Raw genomic sequence first — 13,111 nt, 5'->3', positions numbered from 1 at the left:
GGCTGCGGGCTTGGGGGCAAGGCGGCTTGCAGGGAAACGCTGTTTCTGCGTGGCGGGTCTGGTAACGGGGCAGGTCTTGCGGGGAGGTGGGGCACCTGGAAAGGGCCTGTTGTCAGCAGAGCTTGAAAGCTGCCCCCGCCACAGGCTATATGAGCGCCAACTCAAGAACGCACGAGACAAAGGATCTACCATGGCAGGCCATTCAAAATGGGCAAACATCCAGCATCGCAAGGGTCGTCAGGACGCAGCGCGGTCGAAACTGTTTTCCAAACTGGCCAAGGAGATCACCGTGGCCGCCAAGATGGGCGACCCTGACGCTGACAAGAACCCCCGCCTGCGTCTCGCGGTGAAAGAAGCCAAAAGCCAGTCGGTGCCTAAGGATGTGATTGACCGGGCGATCAAAAAGGCCATCGGCGGTGACGCCGAAAACTATGATGAAATCCGCTACGAGGGCTATGGCCCCAGCGGCGTCGCCGTTATTGTCGAAACCATGACCGACAACAAGAACCGCACCGCCTCCACTGTGCGTTCGACCTTTTCCAAGAACGGCGGTAACCTGGGTGAAACCGGATCGGTTGGCTTCATGTTCGACCGTAAGGGCGAGGTGACCTATCCGGCTTCTGTTGGCGACGCCGACACCGTGATGATGGCCGCCATCGAGGCTGGCGCCGAGGATGTCGAATCGTCCGAGGATGGCCATATCATCTACTGCGCCGACAGTGATCTGAACGACGTTTCCAACGCGCTGGAGGCAGAGCTGGGCGAATCCGACAGCACCAAACTGGTGTGGAAACCCACCACCACCACCGAACTGGACCTGGAAGGCATGCAAAAGCTGATGAAGCTGGTGGATGCGCTGGAAGACGACGACGACGTGCAGCGCGTCACCACCAATTTTGAAGCCTCTGATGAAGTGATGGAGCAGCTCTGAGCTGCACCTGCCAATAGGTTGAAATAGCCCAAAGCCCCCGAAACCCTCGGGGGCTTTTTGCTGCGCGGTTTAGCGGGGCGTTGTCAGCACGCCCGCCCTGCGCAAGACATCCGGGCTGGGCCGCCAGAGCTCGGTTGGCGCCGTGGCATAAACCTGATTGATAAAGTCATCGCTGATGCCCTGCGAGATCAGGAAACGCCTGTCTTTCTCCTGCTCGGCCGTCAGGTCGATTTGTGGCAGGCCGCCAAAGACATCCAACGAATAGCCGTGAAAGCCAAGCTGCGCCTGCGGGGCAAGCACACGCTGGGTTCCAGCGGCAAAGATCAGGGTGCAGGCCGAGGCGCACAGCCCCAGCGCCTGGGTCGAAACCTCCTGTGCTTGAACCAGCTTGGCAACGCCGCGGGCCTCATAGATATGGCCGCCGGGACTAGAAAGACCTATGCGGCGCACCTCGGGGTGGCGCAGCATCAGGGCTTTGAGTGCCTTGGTCAGGCCAAAGGTGATCTCTCCATCAAAGACAATGGCAGTGCCATCGCTTGACAGGGCAAGACTGTAGCGCGCTGCGTGCTGCTGGGCGCGTATGTCGGCGTAGCCCGGCCCCGCAGCGGGGCGGTAGGAAATCAGCAGCGCCTGCCACCAAAGCAACAGGCTGGCCAGCATACTAAACAGCAAAATCAGATAGCCGCCCCATATCAGCGCCATGGCACCCGAGCCACGCATATGGCTATCCGCTGCATGCAGATGGGACCTTATTGTCCAGATAAGAAACAGTGCATCCGCCGTGATCAGCCCCCAGGTCAGGGCCGCGGGCATTTGCAGCATCTGATTGGCACAGGCCCAGAACAGCAGCGCGGCCCCGCGTGGCAACAGGATATGCCAGCAAATGCTCGCCCCAAGGCTACGCGGTTCAGTCTGCATCTGGAACGGCCCTGGGCATCACTGCGGCTGCCTCATTCCAGGATCGTCGAGATTTCAGCAAGGGGCTTTTTCATCTTGGCAACGCCCGGCACTTTGGCATCGGCGCTGGGATGGCCGACCGCGATGATCATGGTGGGCTTCTCCGACGCTGGCCGACCAAGGGCCGCATTGAGGAATTTCATCGGGTTGGGCGTATGGGTGAGGCTGCACAGCCCAGCCTCGTGCAGCGCCGCCAACAAGAACCCGGTGGCGATATTGACGCTTTCGGGCACGTAGTAGTTTTTATAGCGGCTGCCATCTTCAAATTCGCCCCAACGCTGGGCAAAGACCACGATGAGCCAGGGCGCAGTGGTCAGATGCGGCTTGTCGGCTGTGGTGCCGATGGGTTCCAGCGCCTTGATCCATTCGTCACCGCCGCCGCCGGCGTAAAACCGGCGTTCTTCTTCTTCGGCTTCTTCGCGGATCTGTTGCTTCAGCGCCGGGTTGGCAATGGCGACGAAATGCCAGGGCTGGTGATTGGCCCCCGAGGGGGCCGAGCCAGCGGTTTGGATGCAGAGCTCTATCACCTCGCGCGCGACAGGCTGAGAGGTGAAATCACGCACGGTATGGCGTTGTTGCATATGCGCCAGATATTCTCTGGCCTTTGTAAGCATCTCTGCATCGCTGTAGGCCGCACGATGGGGCAGCGGCACAGGGGCATAGGTGAGGGCGGATTTTGCGAACATTTCGTGGCTCCTGAATAGCGATCAGCGACGGATAGGCCCCCTAGCGGGCTGGCGGGGACAGATGGTGTCTGGCGGAGCTTAGCACCGCCCGTGTCAAGGGGGCCAGCGCAGAGGCCATGGCCCGGCTTACCTGCCAGTTCAGCGCAACATCCATGGCGCTATCGGGTAGCAGCGGCACCAGCGCACCGGATTTCAGGGCGGGTGCAACCTGGGCAACCGGGATCATGCCCCAGCCCAGACCCGCCTGGGCGGCATCGGCAAAGCCCTGGGCCGACGGGATGAAATGCGCTGGCGGCGTGATGGTTTCGCCAAAATGCAGCTGTATCCAGCGCTGCTGAAGCGCGTCTTTTGGATTATAGGTCAGGCAGGGGGCCCGGGCCAGTGCCTGGGCCGTTGGGCGGCCTGCAAACCATTTCGCCATATAGGCGGGGCTGGCCATGGCCTGATAGCGCATCGCCCCAAGCGGTTGCGCATTGCAGCCAGGTACGGGCAGGGCATGGGCGGTGATGGCGGCAGAGACTTCGCCACGTTTCAGCCAATCTGCGCTGTGGTCCTGATCGTCGATGACCAGGTCAAACAACAGATCCGGTGTGGCAACCATGGCTGCAATGAACCAGGTGGCCAGGCTGTCGGCGTTGACGGCAATGCGCAAAAGCGGCGGTGCCTCGGGGCTGGGGTCCAGCGCCAGCGCCCGCGAGACCTGGCCCTCTAGCACCGCGACATCTTCGGCGTGTTTGGCCAGGCGCCGCCCCGCCTTGGTGCCGGTACAGGGCAGACCGCGTTTGATCAGGGCCCCGCCCACGCGCTCTTCCAGGGCCTTGATACGTTGCGAAACCGCCGAAGGGGTCAGGCCCAGGCTCTGCGCGGCGCTGTCAAAGGATCCAAGCCGGATGACAGCGGCCAGAGCAGAGAGGTGGTTGGGGTCAAACTTCATTAGCAACTCTTACTTCGCGTTATCATATTTAACTATGCTACGCTTCGTGCTCGGGCTAGTCAAAGCGCTGAGACCGCAGCGAGAGAGAAAGACAGGCCGATGCCAATCCCAATTCCGATGACTGCTTCAGTGACCGCGCAGATGTATGCGCAGGTGATCGCCCTGACTGGCATTCCGCCCAATCTGCTGGCGGGCTTTGGCCTTGGCTTCAGTCTGATCCTGGCGATTGGCGCGCAGAATGCCTTTGTGCTGCGCCAGGGACTACGGCGTCAGCATCTGTTCTGGATCTGCCTGGCCTGTGCCGGATCAGATGCCCTGTTGATCACTGCCGGGGTGCTTGGCTTTGGCAGGCTGGCCGAGATGATGCCCTGGTTTGAACCGCTCATGCGCTTTGGTGGCGGCGGGTTTCTGATCTGGTACGGTGGGCGTAGCCTGCTGTCTGCCTGGCAGGGCGGCGCGAGTTTGCAGGCCGCCGGTACGGCCCAGCCACCGCAGCCGCTGCTGCCGGTATTGATGACGGTGCTTGCGCTGACCTGGCTGAACCCGCATGTCTACCTGGATACGGTTGTCCTGCTAGGGGCGATTTCGGCGCAATACCCCGATCCGGCAACCTTTGGCCTTGGCGCTGTTCTGGCCAGTTTCGTCTTTTTCTTCAGTCTCGGCTATGGTGCCAGTCTTTTGGCCCCGGTGTTTGCCCGGCCGCGTGCCTGGCAGGTACTGGATGGGCTGGTTGGGCTGACCATGTGGGCGATCGCCGCCAAGCTGATCTTGATGTGACCCCCAGCTGAACGTCGCGGCGGGCAGCATCCGCTTTGGAAACACATATCAAATGAGGTATTTGACATGTGAAAGGGTTGTGCCTCCTGTCGTTTGGGTGTTGTGTTGTCGGTATGAGCAGCCAAGCAGATATCACCCAGCCCAGCACCAACCCCCTTGTCGGGGTGTTCTGGATGTTTATGACCGGCCTTTGCTTTGTCGCGGTGACGGCATTGGTCAAATATCTCGGAGATCGGATCCCGCCGGCGGAATCGGCCTTTCTGCGCTACCTTCTGGGGCTGGTATTCCTGATCCCGATGGCATCAAGCCTGCGCCGCGCGCGGGTGACGCCGAAACTCTGGCTGCTGTTCGCCAGCCGCGGCATGGTGCATGCCGGCGGGGTGATCCTGTGGTTCTATGCGATGACACAGATCCCGCTGGCCGAGGTGACGGCGATGAATTACCTCTCTCCGATCTATGTGACCCTGGGGGCGGCGATGTTTCTGGGTGAGAAGCTGGCGATGCGGCGCATTCTGGCGGTGATTGCGGCACTGGTTGGCGCGGTGATCATTCTGCGGCCGGGCTTCCGCGAGATCTCTCCGGGGCATATTGCCATGTTGTTCACCGCCTTTGCTTTTGGCGCCTCTTACCTATTGGCAAAGTTCACCGTGGATGGGAGCAGCCCGGTGGTTGTCGTTGCGATGCTGTCGGGCTGGGTCACGCTGGGGCTTGCCCCCTTTGCCGCAGCAGTCTGGGTGACGCCCAATCTGCAGGAACTGGCGATCCTGTTTGCGGTGGCGTGCTTTGCCACGGCGGGGCATTTCACCATGACGCTGGCTTTTGCATCGGCGCCGGTGACGGTGACGCAACCGGTGACCTTCCTGCAGCTTATCTGGGCGACATTGCTTGGCGCGCTGGTCTTCGCCGAGCCGGTGGATATCTGGGTCGTGCTGGGCGGTGGTCTGATCCTGGCAGCCATCAGCTTTATCACCTGGCGCGAAGCGGTGCTAAAGCGGCGCTCGATCACGCCCCCGGCAGCCGCGACCAAGGTGTAAGGCGGCGCCGATCTTGCGCGACGCTTCAGTCTGTTGAAAAGGGGAGGTCTGCCCAGCGTTGCTGTCTGGGCCAGGCGGGGCGGTTAGGACAGGATCAGATCCACCACCTGATGGGCGGCGCGTCGGGCGGCGTCGGGCTGGACCTTGCGCTCAGATTGCGCCGCCTCCAGCCAGACCCCATCCATATAGCATTGCAGGGCACTGCGGGCTGTTTCCACCCGTTCCAGAGGCAGCAGATTGGTCAATTCGGCCCGCACATGGCTGCGCACGCGGGTACGGTTGATTCGATGCAGCCGGGATAGGCGCGGCGCATAGGGGGCATTGGCCCAGAACTGCATCCAGAGGCTGCACTGGGGCACAGTAAAGAGCTGATCTGAAAAATTGGCATCTGTCACCGCGTATAGGCGCTCTTTCGGGGTGCGTGCCTTGCTGTAGCCTTCGATCATGGCATGGCGCAACTTGCGCAACAGGTGCCGCATCGTCGCCTCCATCAGGCCTTCCTTGGAGCCGAAGTAATAGTTGATCGAGGCTGCAGAGGCTCCGGCCTCCCGCGCGATTTCCGCCATCGTAACAACAGAATAGCCGCGTTTATGCACCGCCACAATTGTGGCTTCGATCAGTTCTTCGTTGCGAATATCTCTGATGCGTTTTCTTCCCATAGTAGAGTTTTGCGTTACTTGGCTGGAGGTTTCAATAGTTGATCTATAGGTAAAGAATCTTGAATGGTGATTTAAAAAAGCATTTCTGCAATCGGTTTTCTATGCTAGGCCTCCGAATGGGTGTTCTGCCATGGCAAATCACCCCGGGCGCAGACCGCATGGCGGGGCTGGCTGGGGCAGGGGCGCCATCGCGTCAGCGCCGATCAAACCGGGTCATATGGCCTGGCGGCGCCCTATGGACAAAATCAACTGGCTTCACCGCCAAAACACGAGGGGCTACAGGTCGATGAGCAAGCCAAATATTCTGGTTATTATGGTTGATCAGCTGAACGGAACGCTGTTTCCAGATGGCCCGGCGGACTGGCTGCATGCGCCCAATCTGAAGAAACTGGCGGCGCGTTCGGCGCGGTTTGCAAATGCCTATACCGGATCACCGCTCTGTGCGCCCGGGCGGGCCAGCTTTATGTCGGGCCAGTTGCCGTCCCGGACAGGGGTCTATGACAATGCGGCAGAGTTCCGCAGTGACATACCCACCTATGCGCATCACCTGCGTCGCGCCGGGTACTACACCTGCCTGTCGGGCAAAATGCACTTTGTCGGCCCTGATCAGTTGCATGGATTTGAAGACCGCCTGACCACCGATATCTACCCGGCCGACTTTGGCTGGACGCCGGACTATCGCAAACCCGGCGAACGCATTGACTGGTGGTATCACAACATGGGCTCGGTCACCGGGGCCGGTATTGCCGAGACCTCGAACCAGATGGAATACGATGATGAGGTGGCTTATAATGCCACCACGAAACTTTATGAACTGTCGCGCGGGCTGGAGGATCGCCCCTGGGCGCTGACGGTCAGTTTTACCCATCCGCATGATCCCTATGTCGCGCGGAAGAAATACTGGGATCTCTACGAGGACTGCGAACACCTGCTGCCACAGGTTCCGGCAATGGACTACGACGATCACGATCCCCATGCTCAGCGGATCTTTGATGCCAATGACTGGCGCAGCTTTGACATTACCGAAGAAAATATCAAACGCTCCCGTCGCGCCTATTTTGCCAATATCTCGTATCTTGACGATAAGATCGGTGCGATCCTGCAGGTGCTGGAAGACACCCGGCAGGAGGCAACGATTTTCTTTGTCTCTGACCACGGCGACATGCTGGGTGAGCGCGGCCTCTGGTTCAAGATGAGCTTCTTTGAAGGTTCGGCGCGGGTGCCCCTGATGATTTCTTCTCCAGATCTGCCCGCCGGGCTGATTGAAACGCCCGTCTCAACGCTGGACGTGACCCCCACCCTCGGGGCGCTGGCGGGGCTGCCGATGGCAGAGATCGCCCCCTGGACCGATGGCGAAGATCTGATGCCACTGGCGCGCGGCGGAGACCGCGCCAGCCCGGTTGCGATGGAATATGCCGCCGAGGCCTCCTATGCGCCGCTGGTCTCGCTGCGCGATGGCAAATGGAAATACAGCCGCTGTGCCCTGGATCCCGACCAGCTGTTCGACCTGGAGGCCGACCCGCATGAGCTGACCAACCTGGCCGCTGATCCCACCCATGCCGACACCCTGCAAACCCTGCGCGCCAAATCCGAAGCCCGTTGGGATCTGGCGCGGTTCGATGCCGATGTCCGCGCCAGCCAGGCGCGACGCTGGGTGGTCTACGAGGCACTGCGCCAGGGCGGTTACTACCCCTGGGACTACCAGCCGCTGCAACAGGCCTCAGAGCGCTACATGCGCAACCACATGGACCTCAACACCCTTGAGGAAAGCAAACGCTTTCCCCGGGGCGAATAACCTCAATTCCGCATCCCGCCAGTTCATTTGGCCCCAAATATCCCCGCCGGAGGCATAAAATCATGACTCATCCCGCTCAACCCAAAGCCAGCCATTTCATCAATGGCGCCTATGTCGAAGACACATCCGGCACCGCCATTCCGGTGATCTACGCCGCAACAGGTGAACAGATCGCCAGTGTACATGCAGCGACACCTGCGATTGTCGAACAGGCACTGGCCAGCGGCAAGGCCGCGCAACAGGCATGGGCGGCCATGACGGGTATGGAACGCGGCCGCATCCTGCGCCGGGCGGCCGATATCATGCGGGACCGCAATCATGATCTGTCGGTGTTGGAAACCTATGATACCGGCAAACCGCTGCAGGAAACCCTGGTGGCGGATGCCACCTCGGGTGCCGATGCGCTGGAATATTTTGGCGGCTTGGCGGCCAGCCTGACCGGTGAACATATCCAATTGGGCGAAGACTGGGTTTATACCATCCGCGAAGCCTTGGGGCTTTGTGTGGGGATTGGTGCCTGGAACTATCCGACGCAGATCGCCTGCTGGAAGGGCGCGCCGGCCCTGGCCTGTGGCAATACCATGGTGTTCAAACCTTCCGAGGCAACACCGCTTTGTGCCTTGCAAGTTGCCGAGATCCTGCACGAGGCGGGGCTGCCTGCCGGGGTGTTCAATGTGGTGCAGGGCCTGGGCGATGTCGGGGCGGCACTGGTGACCGACCCGCGGGTCAACAAGGTCTCGCTGACCGGATCGGCGCCGACTGGCAAAAAGGTCTATGCGGCAGCGGCGGCGGGGATGAAGCATGTCACCATGGAACTGGGCGGAAAATCCCCTCTGATCATCTTTGATGACGCCGATATCGACAATGCCGTTGGTGGTGCCATCAATGGCAATTTCTACTCCTCGGGGCAGGTCTGTTCCAATGGTACCCGGGTCTTTGTGCAAAAGGGCATCAAGGAAAAATTCCTTGCCCGTCTGGCCGAACGCGTTGGTGCTGCGGTGATTGGCGATCCGCTGGATGAGGCGACAAGCTTTGGCCCCATGGTCAATGAGGCGCAGATGAATATCGTGCTGGGCTATATTGAAAAGGGCAAGTCCGAGGGCGCCCGCCTGATCTGTGGCGGGGCGCGCTGCGACATGCCGGGCTGGTATCTGCAGCCCACGGTTTTTGCCGATGTGACGGATGAAATGACCATTGCGCGTGAAGAGATCTTTGGCCCTGTCATGTCGGTGCTGGAGTTCGATAGCGAAGATGAGGTTGTGGCACGGGCCAATGCCACCGAATTTGGCCTGTCGGCGGGGGTCTTCACCAAAGATTTCGCGCGGGCGCATCGGGTGATCGGCCAGCTTGAGGCCGGCAGCTGCTTTATCAATTCTTACAATGACGCACCGGTCGAGGCCCCCTTTGGCGGCGTCAAGGCCTCGGGTGTGGGGCGCGAAAACTCCAAAGAGGCCTTGAAGCACTTTAGCCAGGTGAAATCGGTCTATGTGCGCATGGGCGATGTCGAAGCGGCGTTCTGATTGCCCTTTTGGGCAACGCCCACCCACCCGCCCCGTTGCCCAAAAGGGCAGGGCGCAAGGGGTGCTGAGAAATCCGCTGAAGGCGCGACGCGTCCGCAGCGGGCCAGACCAATGATGAAGCAGAGTTTTACCGGCCACAGGATAGATCGCGCCTGGCGCGCGGCCCGGTGGCCTTTTGACCCAGTGAGACTTCGCGATGGAGACATGCGATGAAAGCGGAATATGTGATTGTGGGGGCGGGCTCGGCGGGTTGTGCCATGGCCTACAGGCTGTCAGAAGCGGGGAAATCGGTACTCATCATCGAACATGGCGGCAGTGATGCGGGCCCGTTTATCCAGATGCCGGGGGCACTGTCCTACCCGATGAACATGTCGCTGTATGACTGGGGCTATAAATCCCAGCCGGAACCGCATCTGGACAATCGCGAGCTGGTGACGCCGCGTGGCAAGGTGATTGGCGGGTCGTCCTCGATCAATGGAATGGTCTATGTGCGCGGCCACGCGGGTGACTATAATTACTGGGCCGAAAGCGGCGCGCAGGGCTGGTCCTACGCAGATGTGCTGCCCTATTTCAAACGTATGGAAACCTGGGATGACCGCGGCCAGGGCGGTGACCCGGACTGGCGCGGCAGTGACGGCCCGCTGCATGTCACCCGTGGCCCGCGCGACAACCCGCTGCACGCGGCCTTTGTCTCAGCCGGGCAGCAGGCGGGGTATCCTGTGACCAAAGATTACAACGGTGAACAGCAAGAGGGCTTTGGCCCGATGGAGATGACCGTCTACAAAGGCCAGCGCTGGTCGGCGGCCAATGCCTATCTGCGCCCGGCGCTGAAGCGCGACAGCTGCACCATGATCCGCGCCCTGGCGCGCAAAGTGGTCATCCAGCAGGGGCGCGCGACCGGGGTTGAGATCGAGCGCGGCGGCAAGGTTGAGGTGATCGAGGCCACAGAGGAGGTGATCCTGGCGGCCAGCTCGCTGAATTCACCAAAGCTGCTGATGCTGTCGGGCATTGGTCCGGCCAAACACCTGGCAGAACATGGTGTCGATCTGGTCGCAGATCGTCCCGGCGTTGGGCAAAACCTGCAAGACCACCTGGAGTTCTATTTCCAATACGCCTGCAAACAACCCATCACCCTGTTCAAATACTGGAACCTGCTGGGTAAGGCCTGGGTTGGCGCACAGTGGCTGTTCACCAAGACAGGGCTTGGGGCCTCGAACCAGTTCGAAAGCGCTGCGTTCATCCGTTCGGACAAGGGCGTCGACTATCCCGATATTCAGTATCACTTTTTGCCGATTGCGGTGCGCTATGATGGCCAGGCGGCAGCCGAAGGCCATGGGTTTCAGGCGCATGTGGGGCCGATGCGGTCAGAATCGCGCGGCAAGGTCACCCTGGCCAGCGCCGATCCGAAGGACGCACCAAAGATCTCTTTCAACTATATGTCGACCGAGCAGGACTGGATCGATTTTCGCAAATGCGTGCGCCTGACCCGCGAGATTTTTGCGCAGGAGGCCATGCAGCCCTTTGTCAAACACGAAATCCAGCCTGGCGAAGCACTGCAAAGCGATGCGGAGATCGACAGCTTTATCCGGCAGCACGCCGAAAGCGCCTATCACCCTTGTGGCACCTGCAAGATGGGGGCGCTGGATGATCCGATGGCCGTTGTTGACCCAGAATGCCGGGTCATCGGCGTTGCAGGGCTGCGGGTCGCCGACAGTTCGATCTTTCCGCGCATCACCAATGGCAACCTCAACGGTCCATCGATCATGACCGGGGAAAAAGCGGCAGACCATATCCTTGGCCGCCGCCTGTCGGCCTCTAATGCGATGCCCTGGTTCCATGACAACTGGCAGGAAAGCCAGCGCTAGCTGGCGCTTTGCCTGTGGCGTACAGCACTGTCGCGGGCTGCCGTCCAAGGTATTAACTTTGGGGGGAATTGATCCGTATCAAGGTGGCGCAATCGCGGGGATCATAGGTTGCGCGTGAGCGATATAAAAGGAGCGAACAGATGTCCAATACCCCGCATGAGCTGGCAGCAGAGTTTCCCGAAAAGGCCGAGGTGATCAGTCAATTGAAACAGTCTGATGCCCATTTTGCCAAGCTGGCTGATGACTACCACGACGTGAACCGCGCTGTGCACCGGGCCGAAACCAACGTCGAGCCGGTAGAAGAGCTGGCAGAAGTCGAACTGCGCAAGAAGCGTGGTGCGCTGAAGGACCAGATCTGGGATATTCTGGCCAAAGCCTGAAGACTATTGGTCTGCGTCTGGTCTTCTGGGCGTGGCAGCAAATACAGCAAGGGGGCGGCGATTACGCGCCCCCTTTTTGCTGTGCACTGCGGGCGTATAGCAGATGTACCGCGATAAGGGGGCGCCAGGAGTCATCAGCTCACCTCATAGGGGAGCACCCCGCGCTGGTCGCTGTTGATGCTGAGGCGGCGTTCTAGCGGCGGAACCGAACGTTGGTGGCAGTTTGTGCGCTCGCAGATGCGGCAGGAAATGCCGATGGGTTCAAAGGCCGTATCATGGCGCGTCTCCAGATTGTCGGCATAGACCAGCGCCTCTGCGTGGCGCAACTCACAGCCCAGCGAGATGGCGTAGCGGCGCACCGGCGCGCCAAAGGCCCCACCGGGTTTTGACACATCCCGCGCCAGCGAAATATAGCGCACCCCGTCCGGCGTTTCGGCCAGCTGGCGTAAAAAGCGCCCAGGCGTTTCAAAGGCGCGGTGCACATTCCATAGCGGGCAGGCACCACCAAAGCGGGCAAACTGCAGCCGCGTGGCGGAGTGCCGCTTGGTGATGGTGCCTGCCTGATCGACCCGGACAAAAAAGAACGGGATCCCCTTGGCGCCGGGGCGCTGCAAGGTCGAGAGGCGATGCGCTACTTGCTCTATCGAGGCGCTAAACCGGATGGCGAGCCGTTCGAGATCATGGCGATCCTCTTGGGCGGCGGCCAGAAAACGGCCATAGGGCATCAGCGCTGCCCCGGCGAAATAGTTCGCCAGGCCAATCTTGGCGATGGCGCGGGCTTCGTCGCTTTGGAAGCGGGCAAAATCCAAGGTAGCTTCTAGCAGGCTGTCCTGGCTGAACAGGGCAACCTGCAATAGCAGCTGAAATACCTGGGTTGACGGCGTGGCGCGGTTTGACAGTCGCAGGGTGCGGCTCTCGGGGTCGTAGTGGCGTAGCCCCTCCATGTCGCAGATCAAAATGGTGATGCCTGCGGTTTCCAGCGCGGTGGTGGCAGCCAGCCGTGCATCTGCAGATCCGGCAAAGCGTTCGGCGGCCCGATCCACCGCGTCAATGTAGTTGTCGCAATAATGGAAGAAATCGCGCACCTCTTCCCAGGGGCTGGCCTGAATGCGGGAATCCTCGCGCCCCAGTGCCTCGTCCAGCGAGGCAAGGCGCTCATGCGTCTGGCGATAGGCGCGGTGCAGGCTGAGAAAGGCGCGCGCCAGGGCCGGCGCATTTGATGCTGTAAGTCGCAGATCCGCCATCGGCGGGGTGTCATCGGCAAAAACCGGGTCGGCCATGGCCTCGCGCATGTCGCTGACCAGGCGCTCACTGTCGCCGGTCGACAATTCGGTGACATCCATGCCAAATTCCTGCGCCAGGGCCAAAACAACCGTGGTGGAAACGGGTCGGTTGTTGTTCTCCATCTGGTTCAGATAGGGCAGAGAGACACCAAGTTTGGCGGCGAAACCCTTTTGCGTCAGGTCAAGCCGGGTCCGCATTTCACGCAGTTTGGCACCTGCATAGAGTTTCTGAGTGGCCATCGGGGGCACCTTTGCAAATTCCGGGTGCTGCTACTGTATAAATGCAAATT

General features: G+C 60.6%; 12 protein-coding genes. 7 read left to right on the top strand and 5 right to left on the bottom strand.

Annotated elements, in window-relative coordinates:
- The first annotated feature begins 190 nt into the window (after positions 1-190).
- A complete protein-coding gene (locus tag P2081_RS09470; protein ID WP_278922626.1) occupies positions 191-931 on the top strand; it encodes a YebC/PmpR family DNA-binding transcriptional regulator in 741 nt (246 codons plus the stop codon).
- 69 nt (positions 932-1,000) lie between these two features.
- Here the strand turns inward: P2081_RS09470 and P2081_RS09465 are convergent, their stop codons facing one another.
- The 3 genes from P2081_RS09465 to P2081_RS09455 are packed head-to-tail and all read right to left on the bottom strand — an operon-like array spanning position 1,001 to position 3,508.
- On the bottom strand, positions 1,001-1,849 hold the full coding sequence (locus P2081_RS09465; RefSeq protein WP_278922625.1) for a COG3904 family protein: 849 nt from the start codon (positions 1,847-1,849) through the stop codon (positions 1,001-1,003).
- A gap of 32 nt (positions 1,850-1,881) precedes the next feature.
- Positions 1,882-2,574 (bottom strand): nitroreductase family protein, encoded by a 693-nt coding sequence (locus P2081_RS09460; protein WP_278922624.1) that lies wholly within the window; start codon positions 2,572-2,574, stop codon positions 1,882-1,884.
- 40 nt (positions 2,575-2,614) lie between these two features.
- Positions 2,615-3,508 (bottom strand): LysR family transcriptional regulator ArgP, encoded by an 894-nt coding sequence (locus P2081_RS09455; RefSeq protein WP_278922623.1) that lies wholly within the window; start codon positions 3,506-3,508, stop codon positions 2,615-2,617.
- A gap of 171 nt (positions 3,509-3,679) precedes the next feature.
- Between P2081_RS09455 and P2081_RS09450 the strand changes: the two genes are divergently transcribed.
- Positions 3,680-4,285 carry a LysE/ArgO family amino acid transporter gene (locus P2081_RS09450; RefSeq protein ID WP_278922677.1) on the top strand — a complete coding sequence of 202 codons (606 nt, stop codon included), beginning with the start codon at positions 3,680-3,682 and terminating at the stop codon, positions 4,283-4,285.
- Between the two features lie 113 nt (positions 4,286-4,398).
- Positions 4,399-5,319 (top strand): DMT family transporter, encoded by a 921-nt coding sequence (locus tag P2081_RS09445; RefSeq protein WP_278922622.1) that lies wholly within the window; start codon positions 4,399-4,401, stop codon positions 5,317-5,319.
- Between the two features lie 83 nt (positions 5,320-5,402).
- On the opposite strand, the gene betI is transcribed toward P2081_RS09445, so the two are convergent.
- Complete coding sequence (gene betI / locus P2081_RS09440) at positions 5,403-5,978, bottom strand: choline-binding transcriptional repressor BetI (RefSeq protein WP_278922621.1); 576 nt, start codon at positions 5,976-5,978, stop codon at positions 5,403-5,405.
- A 286-nt stretch (positions 5,979-6,264) separates the two neighbouring features.
- Between betI and betC the strand changes: the two genes are divergently transcribed.
- The 4 genes from betC (at position 6,265) to P2081_RS09420 (ending at position 11,538) form a co-directional block, all read left to right on the top strand.
- Complete coding sequence (betC, locus tag P2081_RS09435) at positions 6,265-7,773, top strand: choline-sulfatase (protein WP_278922620.1); 1,509 nt, start codon at positions 6,265-6,267, stop codon at positions 7,771-7,773.
- 62 nt (positions 7,774-7,835) lie between these two features.
- Positions 7,836-9,293: a betaine-aldehyde dehydrogenase gene (betB, locus tag P2081_RS09430; protein WP_278922619.1), complete on the top strand. Its 1,458-nt coding sequence runs from the start codon at positions 7,836-7,838 to the stop codon at positions 9,291-9,293.
- Positions 9,294-9,502: 209 nt separating this feature from the next.
- A complete protein-coding gene (betA, locus tag P2081_RS09425) occupies positions 9,503-11,158 on the top strand; it encodes a choline dehydrogenase (RefSeq protein ID WP_278922618.1) in 1,656 nt (551 codons plus the stop codon).
- Between the two features lie 140 nt (positions 11,159-11,298).
- A complete protein-coding gene (locus P2081_RS09420) occupies positions 11,299-11,538 on the top strand; it encodes an HP1242/YdcH family protein (RefSeq protein ID WP_278922617.1) in 240 nt (79 codons plus the stop codon).
- Between the two features lie 134 nt (positions 11,539-11,672).
- On the opposite strand, the gene P2081_RS09415 is transcribed toward P2081_RS09420, so the two are convergent.
- Positions 11,673-13,061, bottom strand: coding sequence for a helix-turn-helix domain-containing protein (locus P2081_RS09415; protein WP_278922616.1), 1,389 nt, complete (start codon positions 13,059-13,061; stop codon positions 11,673-11,675).
- Positions 13,062-13,111: the final 50 nt, after the last annotated feature.

This window comes from Pseudophaeobacter profundi (genome assembly GCF_029697505.1).
GTDB classification, from domain to species: domain Bacteria; phylum Pseudomonadota; class Alphaproteobacteria; order Rhodobacterales; family Rhodobacteraceae; genus Pseudophaeobacter; species Pseudophaeobacter profundi.
The sequence above is the reverse complement of the archived record's forward strand: the minus strand, read 5'-3'. Positions and strand labels throughout refer to the sequence as shown.

What these genes read in the sequence shown, in the direction of transcription:
- P2081_RS09420 (WP_278922617.1), top strand. Translation starts at nt 11,299, where the DNA reads ATGTCCAATACCCCGCATGAGCTGGCAGCAGAGTTTCCCGAAAAGGCC.
- betA (WP_278922618.1), top strand. Translation starts at nt 9,503, where the DNA reads ATGAAAGCGGAATATGTGATTGTGGGGGCGGGCTCGGCGGGTTGTGCC.
- P2081_RS09470 (WP_278922626.1), top strand. Translation starts at nt 191, where the DNA reads ATGGCAGGCCATTCAAAATGGGCAAACATCCAGCATCGCAAGGGTCGT.
- betC (WP_278922620.1), top strand. Translation starts at nt 6,265, where the DNA reads ATGAGCAAGCCAAATATTCTGGTTATTATGGTTGATCAGCTGAACGGA.
- P2081_RS09465 (WP_278922625.1), bottom strand. Translation starts at nt 1,849, where the DNA reads ATGCAGACTGAACCGCGTAGCCTTGGGGCGAGCATTTGCTGGCATATC.
- betB (WP_278922619.1), top strand. Translation starts at nt 7,836, where the DNA reads ATGACTCATCCCGCTCAACCCAAAGCCAGCCATTTCATCAATGGCGCC.
- P2081_RS09415 (WP_278922616.1), bottom strand. Translation starts at nt 13,061, where the DNA reads ATGGCCACTCAGAAACTCTATGCAGGTGCCAAACTGCGTGAAATGCGG.
- P2081_RS09455 (WP_278922623.1), bottom strand. Translation starts at nt 3,508, where the DNA reads ATGAAGTTTGACCCCAACCACCTCTCTGCTCTGGCCGCTGTCATCCGG.
- P2081_RS09445 (WP_278922622.1), top strand. Translation starts at nt 4,399, where the DNA reads ATGAGCAGCCAAGCAGATATCACCCAGCCCAGCACCAACCCCCTTGTC.
- betI (WP_278922621.1), bottom strand. Translation starts at nt 5,978, where the DNA reads ATGGGAAGAAAACGCATCAGAGATATTCGCAACGAAGAACTGATCGAA.
- P2081_RS09460 (WP_278922624.1), bottom strand. Translation starts at nt 2,574, where the DNA reads ATGTTCGCAAAATCCGCCCTCACCTATGCCCCTGTGCCGCTGCCCCAT.